The 21,396-nt window shown below is 35.5% G+C and carries 27 protein-coding genes and 1 pseudogene; 18 read left to right on the top strand and 10 right to left on the bottom strand.

Annotated features, from left to right (window positions below):
* From ACXY7N_RS21385 to murC, 3 genes are all read left to right on the top strand, one after another.
* On the top strand, positions 1-1,526 hold a 1,526-nt coding region (locus tag ACXY7N_RS21385), incomplete at its 5' end, for a DNA translocase FtsK (protein WP_488592602.1).
* Between the two features lie 61 nt (positions 1,527-1,587).
* Positions 1,588-2,706, top strand: a complete 1,119-nt coding sequence (locus ACXY7N_RS21380) for a nicotinate phosphoribosyltransferase (RefSeq protein ID WP_488592601.1) — start codon at positions 1,588-1,590, stop codon at positions 2,704-2,706.
* A 253-nt stretch (positions 2,707-2,959) separates the two neighbouring features.
* Positions 2,960-4,270, top strand: coding sequence for a UDP-N-acetylmuramate--L-alanine ligase (gene murC, locus ACXY7N_RS21375; RefSeq protein WP_000219461.1), 1,311 nt, complete (start codon positions 2,960-2,962; stop codon positions 4,268-4,270).
* A 54-nt stretch (positions 4,271-4,324) separates the two neighbouring features.
* Here the strand turns inward: murC and ACXY7N_RS21370 are convergent, their stop codons facing one another.
* Together ACXY7N_RS21370 and ACXY7N_RS21365 are read right to left on the bottom strand one after the other, a co-directional pair.
* Entirely contained in the window at positions 4,325-4,987 is a 663-nt protein-coding gene (locus tag ACXY7N_RS21370; protein ID WP_016135475.1) for a hypothetical protein, read from the bottom strand.
* Positions 4,984-5,328: a PadR family transcriptional regulator gene (locus tag ACXY7N_RS21365; protein WP_016135474.1), complete on the bottom strand. Its 345-nt coding sequence runs from the start codon at positions 5,326-5,328 to the stop codon at positions 4,984-4,986. Before ACXY7N_RS21365 ends, ACXY7N_RS21370 begins: the two co-directional genes overlap by 4 nt.
* Before the next feature lie 122 nt (positions 5,329-5,450).
* On the opposite strand from ACXY7N_RS21365, the gene ACXY7N_RS21360 reads away from it, so the two are divergent.
* The 5 genes from ACXY7N_RS21360 (at position 5,451) to ACXY7N_RS21340 (ending at position 8,334) form a co-directional block, all read left to right on the top strand.
* Complete coding sequence (locus ACXY7N_RS21360) at positions 5,451-5,864, top strand: MerR family transcriptional regulator (protein ID WP_097845553.1); 414 nt, start codon at positions 5,451-5,453, stop codon at positions 5,862-5,864.
* Complete coding sequence (locus tag ACXY7N_RS21355; RefSeq protein ID WP_116363358.1) at positions 5,854-6,759, top strand: DMT family transporter; 906 nt, start codon at positions 5,854-5,856, stop codon at positions 6,757-6,759. The genes ACXY7N_RS21360 and ACXY7N_RS21355 overlap by 11 nt, the downstream gene beginning before the upstream one ends.
* Before the next feature lie 56 nt (positions 6,760-6,815).
* Positions 6,816-7,364 carry a GNAT family N-acetyltransferase gene (locus ACXY7N_RS21350; protein WP_098670845.1) on the top strand — a complete coding sequence of 183 codons (549 nt, stop codon included), beginning with the start codon at positions 6,816-6,818 and terminating at the stop codon, positions 7,362-7,364.
* Positions 7,361-7,852 carry a GNAT family N-acetyltransferase gene (locus tag ACXY7N_RS21345; protein WP_116363357.1) on the top strand — a complete coding sequence of 164 codons (492 nt, stop codon included), beginning with the start codon at positions 7,361-7,363 and terminating at the stop codon, positions 7,850-7,852. Before ACXY7N_RS21350 ends, ACXY7N_RS21345 begins: the two co-directional genes overlap by 4 nt.
* 77 nt (positions 7,853-7,929) lie before the next feature.
* The gene (locus tag ACXY7N_RS21340; RefSeq protein ID WP_016085919.1) at positions 7,930-8,334 is read left to right on the top strand and encodes a PH domain-containing protein; all 405 of its coding nucleotides are present in this window, start codon (positions 7,930-7,932) and stop codon (positions 8,332-8,334) included.
* A gap of 34 nt (positions 8,335-8,368) precedes the next feature.
* On the opposite strand, the gene ACXY7N_RS21335 is transcribed toward ACXY7N_RS21340, so the two are convergent.
* Positions 8,369-9,484: an aminopeptidase gene (locus ACXY7N_RS21335; protein WP_488592600.1), complete on the bottom strand. Its 1,116-nt coding sequence runs from the start codon at positions 9,482-9,484 to the stop codon at positions 8,369-8,371.
* A gap of 187 nt (positions 9,485-9,671) precedes the next feature.
* Between ACXY7N_RS21335 and ACXY7N_RS21330 the strand changes: the two genes are divergently transcribed.
* The 6 genes and pseudogenes from ACXY7N_RS21330 to ccpA all read left to right on the top strand — a co-directional run bounded on the left by ACXY7N_RS21330 (position 9,672) and on the right by ccpA (position 13,841).
* Complete coding sequence (locus ACXY7N_RS21330) at positions 9,672-10,184, top strand: DUF948 domain-containing protein (RefSeq protein ID WP_001197726.1); 513 nt, start codon at positions 9,672-9,674, stop codon at positions 10,182-10,184.
* Positions 10,184-10,510 carry a bacillithiol system redox-active protein YtxJ gene (gene ytxJ, locus ACXY7N_RS21325; protein WP_016085920.1) on the top strand — a complete coding sequence of 109 codons (327 nt, stop codon included), beginning with the start codon at positions 10,184-10,186 and terminating at the stop codon, positions 10,508-10,510. The genes ACXY7N_RS21330 and ytxJ overlap by 1 nt, the downstream gene beginning before the upstream one ends.
* 117 nt (positions 10,511-10,627) lie before the next feature.
* Positions 10,628-11,644, top strand: a complete 1,017-nt coding sequence (locus tag ACXY7N_RS21320) for a CamS family sex pheromone protein (protein WP_016135471.1) — start codon at positions 10,628-10,630, stop codon at positions 11,642-11,644.
* 94 nt (positions 11,645-11,738) lie between these two features.
* Positions 11,739-12,221, top strand: a complete 483-nt coding sequence (locus ACXY7N_RS21315) for a DUF2247 family protein (protein WP_488592599.1) — start codon at positions 11,739-11,741, stop codon at positions 12,219-12,221.
* Positions 12,222-12,276: 55 nt separating this feature from the next.
* Positions 12,277-12,519: pseudogene (locus tag ACXY7N_RS21310) on the top strand (hypothetical protein); the annotation flags it as partial.
* Between the two features lie 323 nt (positions 12,520-12,842).
* Entirely contained in the window at positions 12,843-13,841 is a 999-nt protein-coding gene (gene ccpA, locus ACXY7N_RS21305; RefSeq protein WP_016085923.1) for a catabolite control protein A, read from the top strand.
* 34 nt (positions 13,842-13,875) lie between these two features.
* Here the strand turns inward: ccpA and ACXY7N_RS21300 are convergent, their stop codons facing one another.
* From ACXY7N_RS21300 to dhp61, 3 genes are all read right to left on the bottom strand, one after another.
* On the bottom strand, positions 13,876-14,238 hold the full coding sequence (locus ACXY7N_RS21300; protein WP_033659897.1) for a DUF4288 domain-containing protein: 363 nt from the start codon (positions 14,236-14,238) through the stop codon (positions 13,876-13,878).
* 1 nt (position 14,239) lies between these two features.
* The gene (locus ACXY7N_RS21295) at positions 14,240-14,476 is read right to left on the bottom strand and encodes a DUF3949 domain-containing protein (protein WP_016085925.1); all 237 of its coding nucleotides are present in this window, start codon (positions 14,474-14,476) and stop codon (positions 14,240-14,242) included.
* Positions 14,477-14,554: 78 nt separating this feature from the next.
* On the bottom strand, positions 14,555-14,851 hold the full coding sequence (gene dhp61, locus ACXY7N_RS21290) for a protein Dhp61 (RefSeq protein ID WP_016085926.1): 297 nt from the start codon (positions 14,849-14,851) through the stop codon (positions 14,555-14,557).
* A 152-nt stretch (positions 14,852-15,003) separates the two neighbouring features.
* On the opposite strand from dhp61, the gene ACXY7N_RS21285 reads away from it, so the two are divergent.
* Positions 15,004-15,276, top strand: coding sequence for a DUF3917 domain-containing protein (locus tag ACXY7N_RS21285; RefSeq protein WP_000636592.1), 273 nt, complete (start codon positions 15,004-15,006; stop codon positions 15,274-15,276).
* 49 nt (positions 15,277-15,325) lie between these two features.
* On the opposite strand, the gene mscL is transcribed toward ACXY7N_RS21285, so the two are convergent.
* The 3 genes from mscL to ACXY7N_RS21270 form a co-directional block, all read right to left on the bottom strand.
* Positions 15,326-15,724 carry a large-conductance mechanosensitive channel protein MscL gene (gene mscL / locus ACXY7N_RS21280; protein ID WP_016135469.1) on the bottom strand — a complete coding sequence of 133 codons (399 nt, stop codon included), beginning with the start codon at positions 15,722-15,724 and terminating at the stop codon, positions 15,326-15,328.
* A gap of 128 nt (positions 15,725-15,852) precedes the next feature.
* A complete protein-coding gene (locus tag ACXY7N_RS21275) occupies positions 15,853-16,779 on the bottom strand; it encodes a Gfo/Idh/MocA family protein (protein ID WP_016085928.1) in 927 nt (308 codons plus the stop codon).
* A 78-nt stretch (positions 16,780-16,857) separates the two neighbouring features.
* Positions 16,858-17,538, bottom strand: coding sequence for an ankyrin repeat domain-containing protein (locus tag ACXY7N_RS21270; RefSeq protein WP_488592598.1), 681 nt, complete (start codon positions 17,536-17,538; stop codon positions 16,858-16,860).
* Positions 17,539-17,841: 303 nt separating this feature from the next.
* On the opposite strand from ACXY7N_RS21270, the gene ACXY7N_RS21265 reads away from it, so the two are divergent.
* From ACXY7N_RS21265 to ACXY7N_RS21255, 3 genes are all read left to right on the top strand, one after another.
* Complete coding sequence (locus ACXY7N_RS21265; RefSeq protein ID WP_016085930.1) at positions 17,842-19,296, top strand: sensor histidine kinase; 1,455 nt, start codon at positions 17,842-17,844, stop codon at positions 19,294-19,296.
* Between the two features lies 1 nt (position 19,297).
* Entirely contained in the window at positions 19,298-19,987 is a 690-nt protein-coding gene (locus tag ACXY7N_RS21260) for a response regulator transcription factor (RefSeq protein ID WP_033659783.1), read from the top strand.
* A 168-nt stretch (positions 19,988-20,155) separates the two neighbouring features.
* Complete coding sequence (locus tag ACXY7N_RS21255; protein ID WP_223272484.1) at positions 20,156-20,398, top strand: hypothetical protein; 243 nt, start codon at positions 20,156-20,158, stop codon at positions 20,396-20,398.
* A gap of 37 nt (positions 20,399-20,435) precedes the next feature.
* Here the strand turns inward: ACXY7N_RS21255 and ACXY7N_RS21250 are convergent, their stop codons facing one another.
* Positions 20,436-21,293: an alpha/beta fold hydrolase gene (locus ACXY7N_RS21250; RefSeq protein ID WP_098986754.1), complete on the bottom strand. Its 858-nt coding sequence runs from the start codon at positions 21,291-21,293 to the stop codon at positions 20,436-20,438.
* Positions 21,294-21,396: the final 103 nt, after the last annotated feature.

The raw sequence follows: 21,396 nt of genomic DNA, 5'->3' as shown, positions 1-21,396 counted from the left end.
TAGAGCAAGTACAAAAGCCAATTTCAAGTACGGAAGTACAAGAGAAAGCATATGTTGTCAATCAAAGAGAGAACGATATGCGAAATGTATTGCAAACACCACCGACATATACAATTCCGCCATTAACATTATTGTCAATTCCACAGCAAGCAGCGTTAGATAATACGGAATGGTTGGATGAACAGAAAGAATTATTAGATACAACGTTTAATAATTTCCATGTTGGTGCACATGTTATTAACGTATCACAAGGTCCAGCAGTAACTCGTTTTGAAGTACAGCCAGACCCAGGTGTGAAAGTAAATAAAATTACAAATTTAAGTGATGATATTAAGTTAAGTTTAGCTGCGAAAGATATTCGTATTGAAGCGCCAATTCCAGGGAAGAGTGCGATTGGAATTGAAGTTCCAAATAAAGAAAGTAAGCCAGTGTTTCTTCGTGAAATTTTAAGAAGTCCTGTGTTTACAAAGAGCGAATCACCGCTTACAGTTGCGCTCGGTCTTGATATTTCAGGCGATCCAATTGTAACTGATATTCGGAAAATGCCACACGGACTTATTGCGGGTGCAACAGGTTCTGGGAAAAGTGTGTGCATTAACGCAATTTTAACGAGCATTTTATATAAAGCGAAACCGCATGAAGTGAAGTTAATGTTAATCGATCCGAAGATGGTTGAGCTTGCACCATACAATTCTGTTCCACATCTTGTAGCGCCTGTTATTACAGATGTAAAAGCAGCAACAGCGGCTTTAAAGTGGGCAGTCGAAGAGATGGAACGCCGTTATGAATTGTTTGCGCACGCTGGTGCTCGTGATTTAACTCGTTACAATACGATTGTAAGTGGGCGAGAAATTCCGGGAGAGACATTACCTTATATCGTTATTGTCATTGACGAGTTAGCCGATTTAATGATGGTAGCACCTGGTGATGTTGAGGAAGCAATTTGTCGTATTGCGCAAAAAGCACGTGCGTGTGGTATTCATTTATTAGTAGCGACGCAGCGTCCATCTGTAGATGTTATTACAGGTTTAATTAAGTCAAACATTCCAACGCGTATTGCGTTTACTGTATCATCTCAAGTTGATTCGCGTACGATTATTGATATTGGGGGCGCGGAGAAATTACTTGGCCGTGGTGATATGCTATTTCTAGGAAACGGTACGTCTAAACCAGTTCGTGTACAAGGTGTATATGTATCGGATGATGAGATTGAGAAAACAGTTGATCATGTGAGAAAGCAAATGAAGCCGAACTACTTATTTAAACAAGAGGATTTATTAGCGAAAACAGAACAAGCTGAGTCGGAAGACGAATTGTTCTTTGATGCATGTCAATTTGTTGTAGAACAAGGGGGAGCGTCCACATCTTCTGTACAGCGAAAATTCCGCATCGGCTATAATCGCGCGGCACGTCTCATTGAAGAGATGGAATCGCAAGGAATTATTTCTGAAGGAAGAGGAACGAAACCGAGAGATGTCCTTATTTCTGAGGATGAATTCGCTGCTATGCAGGAAACAAATGTATAGGAAACGGTTTTGCTGTATACTAAGAGAAAATGTTGGATAGTAAAGTAGGGAGTAAAGCGACATGAAAGAAATTGAATTAAAATTAAAAGGTGAAATAAATAGACTAACAAATAGAACATTTAAATTTGACGAACGTGTTGGAGAAGGTTGGTTCTCTGCCGTTTACTTTTTAAAGACTAGAGAAATCATTGAAGAATTTTGCCCGAAAAGTGTTGTGACGATGCAATTTTTCCAAAAGGAAAATGCAGTTCTTTGCGGAACAGATGAAGTGATTGCATTGCTACAAACATTCGCCAAAAATCCTGAGGAACTTGAAATTAACTCTTTAAAAGATGGCGATAATATTAGTCCGTTTGAAACAGTGTTAACAATTCATGGTCCTTATGAAAATTTCGGATTTTTAGAAGGTGTCATTGATGGGATTTTAGCTCGTCGTACATCAGTTGCGACAAATGTATATAACGTTGTCCAAGCTGCACGTAGTGTAGATAAAGAAAAACCAGTTATTTTCATGGGAGATCGTGACGATCATTATACACAGCAAGCTGGTGACGGTTATGCAGCATACATCGGAGGTATGAGCGCACAAGCGACGCACGCGATGAATGAATGGTGGGGCAGAAGTGGTATGGGGACAATGCCTCACGCATTAATTCAAATGTTTAATGGTGATGTTGTGGAAGCGGCAAAAGCATATCATAAGAAATTCCCAGAAGATGAATTAGTTGTATTGATTGATTACAATAATGATGTCATTACAGATGCACTTCGCGTAGCGCGTGAATTTGGATCAACATTAAAAGGCGTACGTGTAGATACGTCGCGCACGATGATTGATCAATACTTCATTCGCCACCCAGAGGTACTTGGAACATTCGATCCACGTGGTGTAAACCCATCGCTTGTATTCGCACTTCGTAAAGCACTTGATGAAGAAGGATTCCAGCATGTAGACATCGTTGTAACTGGTGGATTTGATGAGAAGCGTATTCGTGAATTTGAAGCTCAAAACGTACCTGTTGATATATACGGAGTAGGAAGTAGCTTATTAAAAATGAATATTGGCTTTACTGGTGATAACGTAGAATTAAATGGAAAACCAGAAGCGAAAGCTGGTCGTAAATATCGTCCAAACCCACGTCTAGAGCGTGTTCAATTAGAAAAAAGAGAAGATATGTAAAAGAGAGAAAAACTGATAGGTGATTGACCCTATCAGTTTTTCTGTTATCATAGTATAGCGGCTTCTTTTTTGCTATAATGGACTTGTTATGGACATAAAAAAGAAGTACGTACGAGTTTATCCTGATAAGTGAAGGGAAAGAATAACTTCACTACATCAAAAATGTATGATGATTACCAAAATAAGAAAAGATTCATATACTGTCTTATAGATAGGCCGTTGTATTAGTTCGAAATGTTGGAGGTTCTTTAAGATGACAGTTTACCATTTTGTAGGAATTAAAGGAACAGGAATGAGTTCATTAGCACAAATTCTTCATGACATGAAGCATACTGTTCAAGGGTCTGATTATGAAAAGCGTTTCTTTACACAAACAGCGTTGGAAAAGCGTAATATCTCGATCCTTCCTTTTGATAAAAATAATGTAAAAGAAGGACAAGTGATTATTGCAGGAAATGCATTTCCTGATACGCATGAAGAAATCGTAGCAGCAAAAGAATTAAACATCCCAGTACATCGTTACCATCACTTCTTAGGTGATCTTATGAACCAATACACAAGTGTTGCTGTAACTGGTGCACATGGAAAAACATCAACAACTGGTTTGTTAGCCCATGTAATGCAAGGTGCACACCCTACATCTTACCTTATTGGAGATGGAACAGGGCATGGGGTAGAAAATAGTAAGTATTTTGTATTTGAAGCTTGTGAGTATCGTCGTCATTTCTTGTCTTACAATCCAGACTATGCGATTATGACAAATATTGATTTTGATCATCCAGATTATTTCTCAGATATCAATGATGTATTCAATGCATTCCAAGAGATGGCATTGCAAGTGAAAAAAGGCATTATTGCATGTGGAGATGATGAAGAACTTCAAAAAATTCAAGCGAAAGTACCTGTTATTTTCTATGGATTTGGAGAAGATAATGATTTCCAAGCACGTAACATTCAAAAGAGAACAGATGGTACTATTTTCGATGTATTCGTTCGTAATACGTACTATGACACGTTCAAAATTACAGGATACGGCAATCACAGCGTATTAAATGCATTAGCGGTAATCGCGCTTTGCCATTATGAAAACGTTGATGTAGAAGCAGTTAAGCATCAGCTAACAACTTTTGAAGGCGTAAAACGTCGCTTTAATGAAAAGCCAATGGGAGAGCAAGTTATTATCGATGACTACGCACACCATCCGACAGAAATTAATGCAACGATTGAAGCAGCTCGTCAAAAACATCCAGAGCGTGAAGTTGTCGCTGTATTCCAGCCACATACATTCTCACGTACAGAAAAATTCTTAGATGAGTTCGCTGAAAGTCTAAGCAAAGCTGACCAAGTATACTTATGTGATATTTTCGGATCAGCACGCGAAAACAAAGGTGAATTAACAATCGAAGATCTGCAAAAGCGTATTGACGGTGCAGAACTAATTACAGATACAACAACGGATGTATTAAAGAAACATAAAAACGGCGTTCTAATTTTCATGGGCGCAGGAGACATCCAAAAATTCGAAGCAGCTTACGTAAAAGAAGTTCAAGTTGCAGAGAAGTAATAAAAAAGACGCATAGCGGTGGCTATGCGTCTTTTTTGTTGTGCTCGATATATTTTAAAAAGCATTGATATGTTGGTATTGTTCATTCTTTTTGTATAGTTGTTTTAATAAGACGATATATAGTGAACTGAAAAGTACATATCCAATTAAATAATAGAATGAAAACATATCGAATTGTTTTGTTATCATAATTCGAATTGCGAAAAAGCTGAATGGGAGAGCAATTAGCAGTCTTGAACTGATGAAAATAATTGTTTTAAAGTATTTTAATAAATCTATATTCCAATGGTTTTCTCTAAAGATAAACCAAATATTGCTTGCAATAAAGGATAGTAAAAATGGTAAATTAGCAGAAAAATTTATAAAACCGAGTACAATAGGCACTGATAAAGCGCCGAGTGGACCGATAGATAGGCCGGAATAATATTTAATAAATGTATTTGTAGATTGCTGTGCATCTTGAATAACATCTGTATATTCTACTGCAATTTCCTTTGCTAATTCTTTTGGAGGAAGAAATTCTTCAATAACGTGTTGAGGGATGAGTGCTGATGGTATCTCATCATTTTCTTTACGTAATGCATTTTCGTATAAATCAGATTTGATTTCTAGTACATGTTGTTCTCGTGCTGATGTAGGTAAGTTCATTAAACCTTTGTGGAAATCCTGTAAGAAAGAAGTGATGAGTTCATTTGCAAAGAATTGATCCTTGTTCATTTTTTATCCTCTCCTTTAGCTAGTAACATTAGAGCTTGATACACTGCATCATAATCATCTAAGCGATTATGTAAAATTTCTCTCCCTTCGTCTGTAATGCGATAGTATTTTCTTTTTGGGCCATCACCAGACTCTTCCCAATAGGAAATAGCCCAATTGTTTTTCGTAATTCGATTTAATATAGGGTAAATCGAACCGTTTGGGATATGAAACACAGGGATATCTTGTAATGCACTTGTAATTTCGTATCCGTACATAGGTTGTTTACGTATTAAAGACAATATAGCGAGATCAAAAACACCTTTACGTAATTGAATTATAAAATTATCATTTTTTTCCATGCTTTAACTATATATGATTGATATCTAGATATCAATCATATATAGTTATTTTTTATTTGTGTATTGACCTAGAGCTAACTCTAGGTTGTAAGATGAAAATGTAAAAACAAGGGGGAGAGAACATGTATAAAATTGGTGAAGTAGCAGAGTTAACTGGGATGGGCATTCATACTTTGCGTTACTATGAGAAATTAGGATTATTACCACCACCAACGCGAAATAGCGGGATTCGCCAATATACAGAAGGTGATGTACGCCTATTAAAATTTTTATATTCTTTAAAACAAACTGGAATGTCATTAGAAGAGATGGCTGAGTTTGCAAGTGATGGATGTATTATAGAGGAAATTAGGCAGAGAAAAGAGGAAGTACCAGCGAAAGTAAAAAAGAGAATATCAATTTTAACAACTCACTTGGAGCGATTAAAAGAACAGCAGGAACAATTGCAAAAAGTTGTTCAGCTAACGGAGGAGAAGCTAGAAATTTATTACGGTTTTCTAGAAGGGGAAAATTCGGAGGCTGACAATGAAAAATAAAGTATACGCTCAGCTACTTGGATTTGCGATTTTCACTGGTGGGACATTTAATGCTTCGAAATATGCTGTGCAGTATTTCGAAGCAATTCATATAGCAGCATGGCGCTTTGGAATTGCTGCATTTGTGATGTTATGTTTGTTAAAAATACGAAAAGATTTTGAGGTAGAGGTATGGAGGGAGAATAAGGCTTATTACTTTTTGTTAGGTATTGTTGGTGTATTCGGTTTTAACTTCTTTTTCTTTTTAGGTATGAAACATACAGAAGCTATGAATGGTGCACTGATTATGGCGACGAATCCGCTCGTTACGACGCTGTTAGCAAGTTTTATTTTACGAGAAAAAATTATAAAACGCCAAGGTATTGGGATGTTACTTGCATTACTTGGTGTTGTTTTTGTACTGACCCAAGGTTCGTTTACGATACTGCAAACCTTATCATTTTCAAAAGGAGATTTTTATATTTTATTAGGGAATATTTGCTGGGCGTTATACGGTGTATTAGGCAGAAAGTTTATTAAAACTAGTAGCCCAATACAAACGACGTCATACACAATGACTATTGGTGCCATTGCCTTTATTATCATATCTTCCACTCAAAAAAATATAGTACCAGTTTTGGAAATTCCTTTGTTAGCTTGGGGAGCGATTCTTTTTATGGCAATTGGAATGAGCGTACTCGGTTACTTATGGTGGAATAATGGAATCGCTCAACTTGGAGCAGCCAGAACATCTTTATTTTTTAATTTAGTACCTGTTGTTACAATGATTATTTCTTTTATTGAAGGAGTAAATATAACACCGGCACAATTTCTAGGAATGATATTAGTTGTTACGGGAGTAGTGTATTCTTCAGGTTTTATACAAATAAAATCGAAAGAAAGTGTGAATATTTAACAATTTACATCTATAAGTGTTAGAATAATAAGAAAACTAAAAGGGAGCTAAAAAACATGTTCACACTTCGAGTAGACGATGAAATCGAATTACAGTTATTAGAGAAGCACCATAAAGAGGAACTATATCAATTAATAGACCAAAACCGTAATCATTTACGAAGATGGCTTCCTTGGGTGGATGGGGTAAAATCTGCTGGTGCGTATGATGAAATTTGTCCAATGTGGTTAAAGAAGTTTGCAGAGGGAGACGGTTTTGAAAGTGGCATACGTTATAAAGGTAAGCTCGTGGGGATGGTAGGCATTCATCCGGTAAGTTGGGGGAAGAAAGCGGCAAGTCTCGGATACTATCTTGCAGAAGATGCTGGCGGGAAAGGCATTATGACGCGTAGTGTGAAGGCTGTACTTCACTATGCATTTGAGAATTTAAAGTTGAATAAAATGGAAATTAGATGCGGTGTTGAAAATGTGAAAAGCCGCGCTATTCCAGAGCGTTTAGGATTTAAGCTAGATGGTATTTTAAGAGATGATGAGTGGCTATACGATCATTTCCATGATATCGCTGTATATAGTTTACTAGCTTCAGAATGGAAGGAGATTCGATGAACGAGAAGATTCATATTGTTCCGTATGAAAGTAAATTTCAAGAGGAAGTAGTAAATCTTATCGTTCATATTCAGCAAAAAGAGTACAATGTCCCCATTACGAAAGAAGAGCAGCCCGACTTACTTGAAATAGAAACGTTCTATCAAAGGAATCATGGAAACTTTTGGGTAGCAACTTATGACGATAAAGTAGTCGGAACAGTAGCTTTATTAGATATTGAGAATCAGCAAGTAGCGTTAAGAAAAATGTTTGTAAAAAAAGAATTTCGTGGAAAAGAGTGGGGCGTATCACATAAGTTGCTCCAAACAGCAATTTCGTGGGCTGAGAATAAAAAACTGAAAGATATTTACTTAGGAACGACAGTAAAGTTTTTAGCAGCGCATCGCTTTTATGAAAAGAATAATTTCCAAAGTGTGAGTATAGACGAGTTGCCAAAAAGTTTTCCAGTGTTGCAAGTGGATAAGAAATTTTATAGATATATTGTTTAAGAAGGTCATGTAGAAATGGCCTTTTTTTATGAACTAAAATGGAAAAAGTGGTATAATTTAGGTTGGGAGGTGCGTGTATGAACATTCCAATTCAAAGAAGTAAGTCGGTAGTAATTTTCGTTTGTCTCACGTTAGCTTTTATGTTTGTATATCCACTTGTCATGATTGTCGCAAATAAAGATCAGTGGATGTCAGCGTTAATTGGAATGGGATTATGTTTCATTGTAAATGTCCCGCTCGTTTGGGAAGTATTTATTAAAAAGCATAAAGTAGAAAATGGTGTATTAAAGTACGGCATTTTAAATGACGATATTGTATTGAAAGAGATAAGAATCATTCGTCAAGTTGGGAAATCCCTTGAAATTACGACGAATGCATATAAAGTACATATGATTGCGATGCCGCAAGATATGAATGAATTCTTGGCGCTTATTGAGAAAGAGAATCCACATGTGAAAATAGAAATGGTAGGGAAGAAATGAAAAACGCTCGGAGTGTATCCGAGCGTTTTTATTATTATTTTAAGTTCTCTGGGTTTAAAGCTTCTAATTCAGGTACAACGAAGCGTCCGTCTTTACGGATTAGTACGTCGTCGAAGTAAATTCCGCCGCCGCCGTATTCAGGACGTTGGATGCATACTAAATCCCAGTGGATGTTCGAGTTGTTGCCGTTCCATGCATCATCGTAAGCTTGTCCAGGAGTGAAGTGGAAGCTGCCATCGATTTTTTCATCGAATAGGATGTCTCCCATTGGATGTAAGATGTATGGGTTTACGCCGATTGCGAACTCACCAACGTAGCGTGCGCCTTCATCTGTATCGAAGATTTTGTTAATGCGCTCTGTATCGTTTGCAGTTGCTTCAACGATTTGGCCATTCTCGAACTTAAGTTGTACATTTTCAAATGTATAACCGTTGTAAGGAGATGGTGTATTGTAAGAAACTGTACCGTTAACAGAATCACGAACTGGTGCAGAGTATACTTCACCGTCTGGAATGTTTAAATGACCTGAGCATTTAATAGCTGGAATGTCTTTAATAGAGAATGTTAAGTCAGTCCCAGGACCAGTTAGGCGAACTTTATCTGTTTTATTCATTAATGTAACAAGGCTATCCATCGCCTTATCCATTTTACCGTAGTCTAAGTTACAAACTTCGAAGTAGAAGTCTTCGAAAGCTTCTGTGCTCATTTTAGCAAGCTGCGCCATAGAAGCATTTGGGTAGCGAAGAACAACCCAGCGCGTTTTCGGAACGCGGATGTCTCTATGAACTTTCTTACCAACTGTTTGACCGTGAATTTGCATTCTTTCACTTGGTACGTCAGCTTGTTCGTTAATGTTATCGCCAGAGCGAAGACCGATATAAGCGTCCATATCTTTCATTACGCTTGCTTCATATGCAGCGATTTGTTCGAAGTGTTCTTCAGTAGCACCCATTAATAAAGAGCGATCTACTTGATGATCTTTTAAAGAAACGAATGGGAAACCACCAGCTGCATAAGCTTCTTTTACAAGTGCAGTTACAAGTTCTTTTTGTAAGCCAAAGTTTTCAATTAATACTTTCTCGCCTTTTTGTAAGCGAATAGAATAGTTAATTAAATTGTATGCTAACTTTTCAATGCGTGGATCTTTCATATGTAAAGCCTCCCTACTAATTATGTATCCTCTCCTATTGTAACCTACTTAGTGGAATTTGTTGAATCATTTATGTTAAAGTTAACGAATAAGTATGAAAATTCTAATGAAAAGATAGGGATTAGAACGAAACGGAAAATGATTGTATAATAGGAGAAAGTATGAAAAAGATAAAGGAAGTGATGAAATGCAAGTTCTTTTATATGTAAGTGCAGCTATTATCGCGGTTGCTTTCGCTGTATTAGTAGTGTATGTATGCAGAACGTTGTTATCGGTTCAGAAGACGTTAGAAAACGTTGCAAGCACGTTAGAAGGTTTAGAAAAGCAAATGCAAGGGATTAGCGTAGAGACGGAGCAATTATTACATAAAACAAATGCGTTAGCTGATGACATTCAACAGAAATCACAATCATTAAATAAAGTGGTATCGGGTGTAGATGGAATTGGAACGACAATCCATTCTTTAAATACGAAACTTCGTAATGTATCAGAGTCTGTTACGGACGAAATTGAAAATAATGCAGATAAAGTAGCGCAAGTTGTACAGTGGAGTAGCGCAGCAATTGAAGTATACAATCATTATCGTGCGACAAGACAAGAGAAAAAGGTTGAAAAAGAAGAGCGTAAATTAGAAAGACTTGAGAAAAAAGCTGAAAAGAAAGAGAAGCGCTCTAGACTTCGTATGAGAGGTGAATCGTGATGAATATGACAAAAGTTGAAACAATTGAAGAGCTTGAAGTATTAGTAGAAAAAAATGAGCCTTATGTTCTTTTTAAACATAGTACGACATGCCCGATTAGTCATGGTGCCTATACAGAATTTCAAGCCTATTGTAGTGAAGAAAGAGCGGTACCAGCGTATTACTTATACGTACAAGATGCGAGAGATGTTTCGAATCGTGTTGCAGAGCAGTACAACATGAAACATGAATCTCCGCAAGTGTTATACATAAAAGATGGGATGGTAGTATGGAATACGTCTCATTGGAACATTAAAAAAGCTGCTTTAGAAGAGAATATTAAGTAAAAAGAAGCAAGCTAAAGGTGCTTGCTTCTTTTTTTTGTTTTTGTTGAAATATATTTAATGGTACACTGTTAATAGTTCAAATTAAATAATTAGATTGTTGAAAGTAGGTTTTAAGTAATGAAGAAAATGGCATTATCCTTCGCGGTCGTAAGTTTATTACTGGGAGCTTGTAGTAATGATACGATTAGTAAGAAGGATGAAGTTATACAGAAGGATACGAAAGAAAAAAGCATGATTCCGAGAACTGCTGTTTCTAAAGATTATTATAGAACTGTAATTCCTTTAAAAGAACAAAAGGTTATAAATACAGCTAATGTAAAAACAAATTCTAAATTAGATTTAGCAGAGTATGAAAATGGTTTAATGAATATTGCAAAAGAGCAATTTGATACAGAAAACCATGTGCTTCAATTAAATCAGTATATTCCTGAGAAGTTAGTTGATGAACTAGTCGCAAAAGTAGAAGCACCAGTTCTGACAAATATTATAGAACAAGACTATTTCGGGAAGCAGAATTCAAACGAACTAAGTTTATCTGGTGTTATGATTGGTTTAGCTATGTCTTCAAGTGTATCGAATGAAGAAGCTATGTCTAAGGGTACTGAAGTTGCCAAACAACTTATTGAAGCTATTAATAAAAATGACAAGTACAACAAATCTCCAATTACGTTTGCTATCTTTAAGCAAGAAAGTACAAGTTCTTTAAAAAATGGTACGTATATTGCCAGTACTACCGTTCAAAAGAATGACACGAACCTTGGAAATTGGAGTACGATCGATGAACAAGCGTATTCATATCCTTCTGATGAATTTAAACAAGCACATGGAGAAGATAATACAAAAATAACTGAATTTGCTAAGACAATGAAAGAGTTTTCTCCTGGAGATTTTATTCCAGTAAATGCTAAAGTGTCTTATAAGAAAAATCAAATGGATGCATTGAATATGAATATTGTTATTAAATACAATGGTAAAACAGAATTAATGGCTCTTACTCAAATGGCTGCTCAAAGTATGTTAGAAAAATTACCTAAGGATGCGAAAGTACAATTACAGATAAAGTCCGAGAGTAAAATCGAGGCAATTATTATAAAAGAGAAAAACAGCGATAAACCGTTTGTTTCCTTCTTGTAAAAAAAAGACAGTGTTTACACTGTCTTTTTTTTATTGAAAATGGTGTTATGACGGGTAAGACAAATCAAATTCCAAAAAGTAAGAGGGAAATCATATGAACTTAAAAGATTTAAAAAATAAACATATTAAGTATGATTGGAAAACTATTTTTGTAGGCATCCAAGGAAATTATTTTAGTAAAGACGTTATTTCTGATTATGCGGTAGAATTGATGGGAATTGGTGATGAAAGCGGGTTTGTTAGTGAACTTACATGGGGAGTCTCTAATGAAGATTTAAGTAAGGTGATGTTAGAAATAAAAACTAATTATTTTCCTCAATTAGATGAAGAAAGCACAATATTAATAGAGGAGAAAAGAAAACTAAGATTTGTTTGTTTATCTGAAATAAAAGAAAGATGTAAAGAAGATAATGAATTATTAAATGAAATTGCAGAGTTTTATGGAAAGCATCACTACCCAGAAGATATGGTGAGTTTTGTTAATTATATGCCTCAAGAAGTTCCAACTACGAAAGAAGATATAGTAAATAAGTTTGAAAAATTTTTGGAATTAGAGGGATTGAAATTTAAATACTAATATATGTAAACTACCAATAAATAGGTAGTGATGTACAATTAGTTTCTGAAGTAATGAAAGATCGATGCGTAATACGCTCCATGTTACCGCTGTGCCGATTTTAAAGAAAGAAACACATTTACCCGTTGTTGTCGATATAACGTATTCTACAGGACGATGTGACCCTCTATTGCCAGCCCAGATCCAGGCACAACGAATAAATATTCCGCATTTCGATGAATTGATGAACGAATTAAAAGTATTTGGAACTGCTGCCTCTTATTGTATAGCGACTTTCATTGTCGATTTTTGTTGGTAAGTCGATATATTTACAAAATCGCTGATATAAATTTCATTTACTAACGTACGGCTTAATATACAGTTTCTACTCATGGAATATCTATTTTTTTACAAAAAATGCCCTTTTTTTCATAAAAAATACGAAAATACGAGAAAAGAAGCGAATTTTTTCGAAACTTTTGCGGGAAAATATTGTATGAGCCTGCGTTTTTATCGTATCATTAGTAAAAGGAAGAACTCGGGACGATTGGTGGCATCTGCAAATAGAGTTGATGTCTTTTTTTCATTCAAGTAACCGATACATAAAAATAGATAACAAAAATAGAAGGAGTGTGCGATGAGATGAACGTAACAATATATGATGTAGCGCGCGAAGCGAACGTTTCAATGGCTACCGTATCTCGTGTTGTGAACGGTAACCCAAATGTAAAGCCTACAACAAGAAAGAAAGTATTAGAAGCAATCGATCGTTTAGGATACCGCCCAAATGCGGTAGCACGTGGACTAGCAAGTAAGAAGACAACTACAGTAGGTGTTATTATTCCTGATATCTCAAATACGTTTTATGCAGAACTTGCTCGTGGAATTGAAGATATCGCAACAATGTACAAATATAACATCATTTTAAGTAACTCTGACCAAAACAAAGAGAAAGAGTTCCATTTATTAAATACGATGCTTGGAAAACAAGTGGACGGAATTGTTTTCATGGGTGAAGATATTACAGACATTCACATTGAAGAATTTAAAAAGTCTCCGGTACCAATTGTATTAGCAGCGTCATTTGATGAGCAAAATGAAACGCCATCAGTAAACATTGATTATACACAAGCAGCTTACGATGCGATGAAGCACTTTATTGAGCAAGGACATACGCGTATCGGTTTCGTCTCTGGTCCTTTCATTGATAAAGCAGGAAGCGCAAAGAAGTTACAAGGTTATCAAAAAGCTTTAGAAGAAGTAAGTATTTCATATGATGAAAATCTTGTAATCGATGGAGATTACACATATGATTCAGGTATCGAGGCATTCGAAAAGCTTTGGGGCCTTGATGAAAAGCCAACAGCGATCTTCGTATCTTCTGATGAAATGGCACTAGGTGTAATCCATGCAGCACAAGACGCTGGATTAAACGTACCAACTGATGTAGAAGTACTTGGTTTCGATAATACACGTCTTGCATTAATGGTTCGTCCACAACTTTCAACAGTTGTACAACCGATGTATGATATCGGTGCAGTAGCAATGCGTCTATTAACAAAGTATATGAACAAAGAAAAAGTGGAAGATCACACTGTAATCTTACCTCACCGTATCCAATTTAGAGATTCAACGAAGTAAGTATAAAAAAGCTCACAGCATTTGCTGTGAGCTTTTATTCGTATTCAGGATAGTATGCTTTTACTACGGTATCTACCTTGTTATTTTTCTTAACGTGTAAAAATCTTGCGTACAATTCTTTTCCCGTTTCAAATGGTGTATCGTCTAATTCAAACACATGCAATATTTTTCGAAACGTCCACGTTACTTGCTCACCGTACATATTATCGTACGATTCTTCAGAGTGTATAGCTATCTTTTCACCTAATTCATGAGCTTCCTCTATACTGTTTGCCTTAACAAGAATAATACTTTCTTCAAAAAGTGTATCGGGATTCTCTTCATAATGCTCATCAATTTTCGTAGGATCAGGCTCACCAGAATGAACAGATTCAAACAATAATTTTACAGCGTACATATTATGCTGCATGTTTCACTCTATAAATAATACTTGCGACAAGCGAAGCAGGTATTGTAAATACGTTACTTTGATAATGATAGTGTATTTGGGATTCTTCATAAGACATGTTGTCATATAGTTCGTTTTGTGAGGCATTCATTCTCTTCTGTTTTTCCTTGAGCATCTTCATATAGTTATACTGTATTGGGACGAGAATGATGAAATAGGCTAATACGATTAGTGAAATCCAAATCATTATGAACACTCCCGTATAAAGAATATTTGTATATAGTAATCATATCAATTTATAGAAAAAATAACCAGTTCTATCGGGTTAATTTTCTTCTGAAAATGCGAACAGTTCCCTTTGGTTTCTTAAATTGTGATCAATACATGTTTGAGCAACACATTTCAATCCTTGTAATAATGCATCTATGTGAGAAGTATCGTATTGAATTATATTTCCTGCTACTATCGTTTCGTCTTTTTCCAAGTTAATTGATATTTTTAGTACAGCTGTATTGCTTTGTAAATTTATAACTTCGATATAAAAAAATTGTTTTTCTAGGTCAATCGTAACGTAATTAAATCGTTCGGTTAGTTCCAAATTGCATATGGTAGTGTATTTCAAATGAAAGCCTCCTTATTGTGTAAGTGTATGTTGTAATGCTTTCGCTACAGTAGGGAGGACTCCTTGTTATATGTCACATAAGTGCAAATTCAACTATTATAGGGCAATGTCATGTATAATAGAAAGAAAAGGTTTGTGAGGGGGGAGAAAAGATGATCGTTCTTTGGATAATTACGCTTTGTATGACTGCTATTTTTGCATATATGACGTTAAAACAAAATGGCTTAAAGCGATTTGTTCCAGGAAGTATTCTTGCAGGAATTGCCCTTATCACGTATGTAATTTCTATTTTTATTGAAAGTGTATCAGTGGATATGAGCACAAGTTTAATGTTTATGGGCATTACACTATTTGCAGGTAGTATTATGGTACTTATGGTTGCAGGTATTATTTTATTTATTCATATGAATTCGGAAACGTTATAGCATATAAAAAAGGCATGTCCCTAGGGGACATGCCTTTTTATCCGTTCAATTATGCTCTATCTTTAGAAGAGTTTTGTTGTTTTAATAAGTCGCGAATTTCGCCAAGAAGTTCTTCTTCTTTTGTTGGTTCTGGAAGTTTCTCTTCTTTTTCTTCTTCTCTTTTAGATGTTAGTTTGTTGAATACTTTAACGAACATAAAGATAGCCGCTGCAATAATTAAGAAATCAAAAATAGTTTGGATAAAGTTACCATACATAATAGATGATTTACCGAATGTGATTTTTAAATCTGTAAAGTCAACGCCACCTAATACCATACCAAGTAATGGTGTAATAATATCTTTTACTAAAGAACTAACGATTTTACCGAATGCAGCACCGATTACAACCCCGACAGCTAAATCGATTACATTCCCCTTGAAAGCGAACTTTTTAAACTCGTTCCACATGTGTTAATCCCATCCTTTCCACGATTCATTATGAAATTTATAATTCCTATCAACATATTCTATAGAAATTTACGAGAGAAATAAAGGGAAAATGGGAATGAAAGTAAATTCTGAAAAATGTATCCGTTTTAATTTTTGTTTAGATCGTCCAGTAGAGATTGTAACAGTTGCTGCGTTTTTAATCCTTCTAATCCATCTACAACAGGCTTTGTATCTCCGTGTACACATTCAATAAAATGATGAACAGCATCTTCAAAACCACGTTGTTTTAACGTCGTATCCCATGATGGGGAACCGCTTTGTGAAACTGAGTTTTCCTGTTCAATTTCAAATGTATTCATATTTTTTACACGAATGATTTTCCCTGTCGTAACAAGTTCAATTTGTTCTAAATTTGTACCGGCATGGCGGTGCATTGCTGTTGAAAGTAATAGGCCGTTTGTTGTTGTATATGTATGATGGCCGTAAAGAAGTTCATTTTTTTCATTCATTTGCATCATATTGTGAACGACGTTAAGCTCATCGTTAGCTAACCAGCGAGCAGTATCTACAATATGTAAGTAATCATCTAACATCGTAAAGTCGTATGTATATGGACCGACTTTATTTGTACGGTGTTTTTCAATTCGAATCCATGAAATATCATGAGCTTGTTCTTTTGCAGCAACATACATAGGAACGAAGCGGCGATTAAATCCGACCATTAACTTTCGGTTATACTTTTCGCTCAACTCGACTAGTTTCTCAGCTTGGTCTACTGTAGCTGCTAGCGGCTTATCAACATAAACGTCGATTCCTTTTTTCAGAAGTTCAGAAACGATTTCATAATGTGTAGCAGTTGAACTATGAACGAAGATTGCATCGCATTCCGAAGCTAACGTTTCAATAGAATGGAAGTCTTGAATGCGGTATTGCTGGCAAACTTGTTTCCTTTTCTCCGCGTTAGGTGTAAACGCCCCTACAAAATTCCAATCTGTTTCTTTTGTAAGTGTTGGAAGATAGGCTTTTTGCGCGATACTTCCAAGTCCAATCATCCCAATTTTAGGTTTGTTCATGTTTATTCCCACCTATTCATATTGATGTAACGGCTTAAATGTAGCATAGGGTGGGGGAGGAAGGCAAAAATTAGCTTTTTACTTATGTCCTTCTAACAAAATCTTCTCTATCTCGTCAAAGTTATGAGCACGAGCATGCTCTAGCGGGGTAACACCATCGTTGTCTGGAATATTTACATCTGCACCGTGTTCAATAAGAAGTTGAATGACTTGTTGTTGTGTTTCATTTCCGTTACTTAGTACGATAGCTTCCATTAAAGCTGTCCATCCGAGGGTATTTACATGGTTTACATCGATATTTGTTCGCGTGAGTAGTTCTTTTATAACATCAATATAGCCATGTTCTGATGCTGGGATAAGAGCTGTACCGCCGTAACGGTTTGTCAGCGATGAATCTGCACCGGCATCAATCGTTAGTTTTAAAATATCCAAGTAACCCTCAGCGCCGGCGTATAGAAAAGGATTGTTTTTTATATCATCTTGGATATTTACGCCAGCACCAGCTTCGATAAGCGCTTTTGCAGTTTTTACATCATTTTTGTATGTAGCAATCATAAGAGGGGTACGTCCTTTATTGTCTGTTATATTTATGTTAGCACCTTTTTTGAGTAACGATATAACCGTATTCGTTTCTTGTTTCTCAGTAGCTGTTAGTAGTGCTGTCTCCATGTTTGTCATCTCCTTTTTAATTTCTTGTTCTTGCGAGCAGCCTTGCAAAAAAATTACGCAACAGATCATGCTTACTGTTTTTTTGAACATGGAATTTTAACCTCCTCATTTCAACTGTAAAATAAGAACATTAAATTTTTATAAACTGACGCTAAAATTACTATAAAATCGCTTGAGTATTTGAACATATATTTTTATGCTTGTAAATAATAAGGTTTGATAAAGTGAAACTTTAATCAGTGGGGGTTTTGTTCATCCCCCACTGATTATTAGTTGAACCAATCGGGCTTTTATGGGCAGTTGATCCCCCACTTAACTTCTTTGCTTTCTCTGAATTTTGAGGTGGGGATCTTACTGCCCGGCAAATAGCGGGGTAAAGTGAGGATGTAACATATGTCTATTAAAACAAGGTTTTTATTTTCTTATATCGCTGTCATTCTCGTTTCCATTACGCTTATATTAGTTGCGGGATTTTTAATCGTTTTTTCGATAACAGGTGATTTGGAGTCAGTGAAAAATTTCTATAAAAGTTCTTACATTCAAAAGCCGCTTACACCAGAAGAAGAGAATGCGTATATTGAGTTGAAGTCGGCAGCAAAGAAACATCAATCTCAACTATTAGATGAACCGTTCGTTTCATCACTTGAAAAAGAAGGGGTGAAAATAGTTGTAAGAAAGGGAGAAACCATTTCTTATGCTACAAAAGTATTTGAAAGTGTATCTTTAAAAGAAGCCCTTCCGAAATTTGAATCAGCAAATATTAATAGTCGTGGTACAACGGAACTAGGCGATACATTTTATCGATATGTAAAGTTTGATTTTTATTTTCCTCAGGAAGAAGAGGGGAGTATATTTGTATTAAAAAAGCAAAGTTCATTTGTAGATCTTACACAAAAATTATTTCCGATTTTGTTCGTATCACTTTTACTGTTAGCCGTGTTGCTTATTGGATTATTAAGTTATCTTGTCTCAAGAAGTGTGATAAAACCAATCTTTGTATTGAAAGATGCGACTGAGAAAATTAAAGAAGGAAATTTAGACTTTCAAATACCAGTTACATCGCATGATGAGATAGGGCAATTGAATCAAGGATTTGAGGAAATGAGGAAGAAATTAAAAGAGTCGATAGAGGTACAAACGCAGTATGAAGAAAATCGAAAAGAGCTCATTTCAAACATCTCTCATGATTTAAAAACACCGATTACATCTATTATCGGATATGTAGAAGGCATAAAAGACGGGGTAGCAAATACACCAGAAAAAATGGATAAGTACTTAACGACTATCCATACGAAAGCAAGGCATATGGATACACTCATTGACGAACTATTTTTATTTTCGAAGCTCGATTTGAATCGAGTTCCATTTCGGTTTGAAACGGTTGAATTAAATATGTTTATGCAAGAATTAATAGAAGAGATGCAGATGGATTTAAGTAAAGAAGATATAGAAGTTAACTTACAATTACATGCATCACCACTATATGTAACGGCTGATTGCGAAAAGATAAATAGAGTGATCTCAAATTTAATTCATAATAGTGTGAAATACATGGATAAAGAAGAAAAGAAAATTACTGTAACAGTATCGAGTGATAACAATAAAGTGATTGTGAAAGTAATGGACAACGGATCAGGTATCGAATCGGATACACTTCCTTATATTTTTGAACGTTTTTATCGTGCAGAGCAATCGCGAAATTCTAGCACAGGTGGAAGTGGACTTGGCTTAGCGATAGCGAAGCAAATTGTTGAAGAACATGGCGGAGAAATTTGGGCGGAAAGTAAGCTTGGGGAAGGTACAAGTATTTTCTTCTCATTGAAAAAAGTACAGGAATGTGGTGAGTAGAATGAAAAGAATTTTACTAATAGAAGACGAAGTAAGCATTGCAGAATTACAGCGAGATTATTTAGAAATTAGTGATTTTCAAGTTGATGTAGAACACTCTGGAGAAACAGGTTTACAAATGGCTTTGCAGGAAGAATATGATTTAATTATTTTAGACATTATGCTTCCGAAGATGAATGGTTTCGAAATTTGTAAACAAATACGTGCTATAAAAGACATTCCGATTTTACTTGTTTCAGCAAAGAAGGAAGATATAGATAAAATTCGCGGACTCGGTTTAGGGGCGGATGATTATATAACGAAACCGTTTAGCCCGAGTGAATTAGTTGCAAGAGTAAAGGCACATATTTCTCGTTATGAAAGATTATCAGGAAATGTAAGTAAGCAACGTGATACGTTATATATTCACGGAATCTCTATTGATCAACGGGCGAGGAAAGTTTTTATAAACAATGAAGAAATCGCATTTACAACGAAGGAATTTGATTTATTAACATTCTTTGTAACACATCCAAACCAAGTATTAAATAAAGAACAGTTATTTGAACGTATTTGGGGATTAGATTCTGCTGGTGATTTAGCCACTGTTGTCGTTCATATTAGAAAGTTACGTGAGAAAATTGAAAGAGATCCTGCACACCCACAGTATATCGAAACAGTGTGGGGAGCTGGTTATCGTTTTAATGTGTAATGTACCTGCCGAGTAATTGGCAGGTTTTTTTATGTTATTCGAACAAAAAGGAAAAATAGGTAATTTATGTTAAAATATAAAGAGAGATATAACATAGGAGAGTATGAGAGGGCGTGCTACATTTTGGGAGATACATGAAAAGATAGTAAATCAAACAAGGCTTTAAGGATTGGAACGAATATCATACTTATTTTATTAATTATTGGTGCAATACAAATGTTTTATGATGACGATTATACGAATGATCATTTCGGTGGGTTATTTATGATGGTCTTTTTTGGAATTAAAATAATTTCTAGTTTTATGATAAGTTTAAAAGAAGGAGATAAAAAGGCAGTATATATTGATTTAGGCCTAGTGGTTTTTTCTGTTCTTCTTTTAGTTGTTACTAGTGTTAAATATTTCTTTTGAAAAAGCTCATAGTCTTGTAGAGGCTGTGAGCTTTTTGTCATTGTTTAGAGTTACGGTGGCGTAATGATTTATAAAACGTTTGAGCAGTAGAAGTAAATTGAGTAGCTTCTTCTAAAAAAGGATAATGATTACTCTCTTCAAATGTTACAAAAATAGAATTACGTATGCCATCATGCATCTCGATAGAATACTGAATCGGGCACTGCACATCATATCTTCCGCATATAATAAGGGTCTTTGTTTGAATAAAGGGTAGTGATGTCCTTAAATCGAATGAAGGGTATTCATGAGCGAAAGCGTTCATCCGGCTAGCGGACATTGCTTTTTGGATTGGTTTACAAAAATAAGAGTTGTAGTTTTCAGGTTTATACAATGATAATTTTGTTCTCTCAGTAGATAGTTCTTTCCGTTCTTCACTTGTAAGGTGAGGGCTTTTCAAGTTTTCGATGAGCTGTTGCATATAATGAAACTGTGGATGTTCTAGGTTATAAATGCAAAATGGTGTTTCGGTATAGTTACTTGCTGCGGCTCCAACGACGACTAATGATTGTAAGGAATTTGAATATGTAATCGCGTATAAAAGTCCAAGCATACCGCCAGTTGAATGGCCAGCGAAATGCCATGTTGGAAGTTGCAAAGCTTCTTTAATTGCTTCTAAGTCGTGAATCGTTTCAATCATACTTAATTCGTTTTCTACGTTGGCTTTTACAGAATTACCAGCGTCTCGCAAATTAATGAGGAATACACGATATGTAGAAGTGAAAACATCCGCAAAGTAATCACCAGTTTCATTAAATTGTGAATAGTGATGTGTAATGCAAAGAGGTTCGCCATTTCCTTTTGTGAAGAGTTCGAATGTGCCACGTTTTGTGTTGATCATGTGTTGTTTCCACATAATATCACTACCTTTTCTTATAAAAATTGGACTGGCTAATTCTTAAATAAAATATATCGGCGATTATTAGAATATATCAGCGAATCTAAAAATATATCGACTT

The sequence above is a fragment of the Bacillus sp. 5w2 genome (assembly GCF_054353775.1).
Note: the sequence above shows the minus strand (reverse complement) of the source record. Positions and strands in the feature narration are given on the sequence as shown.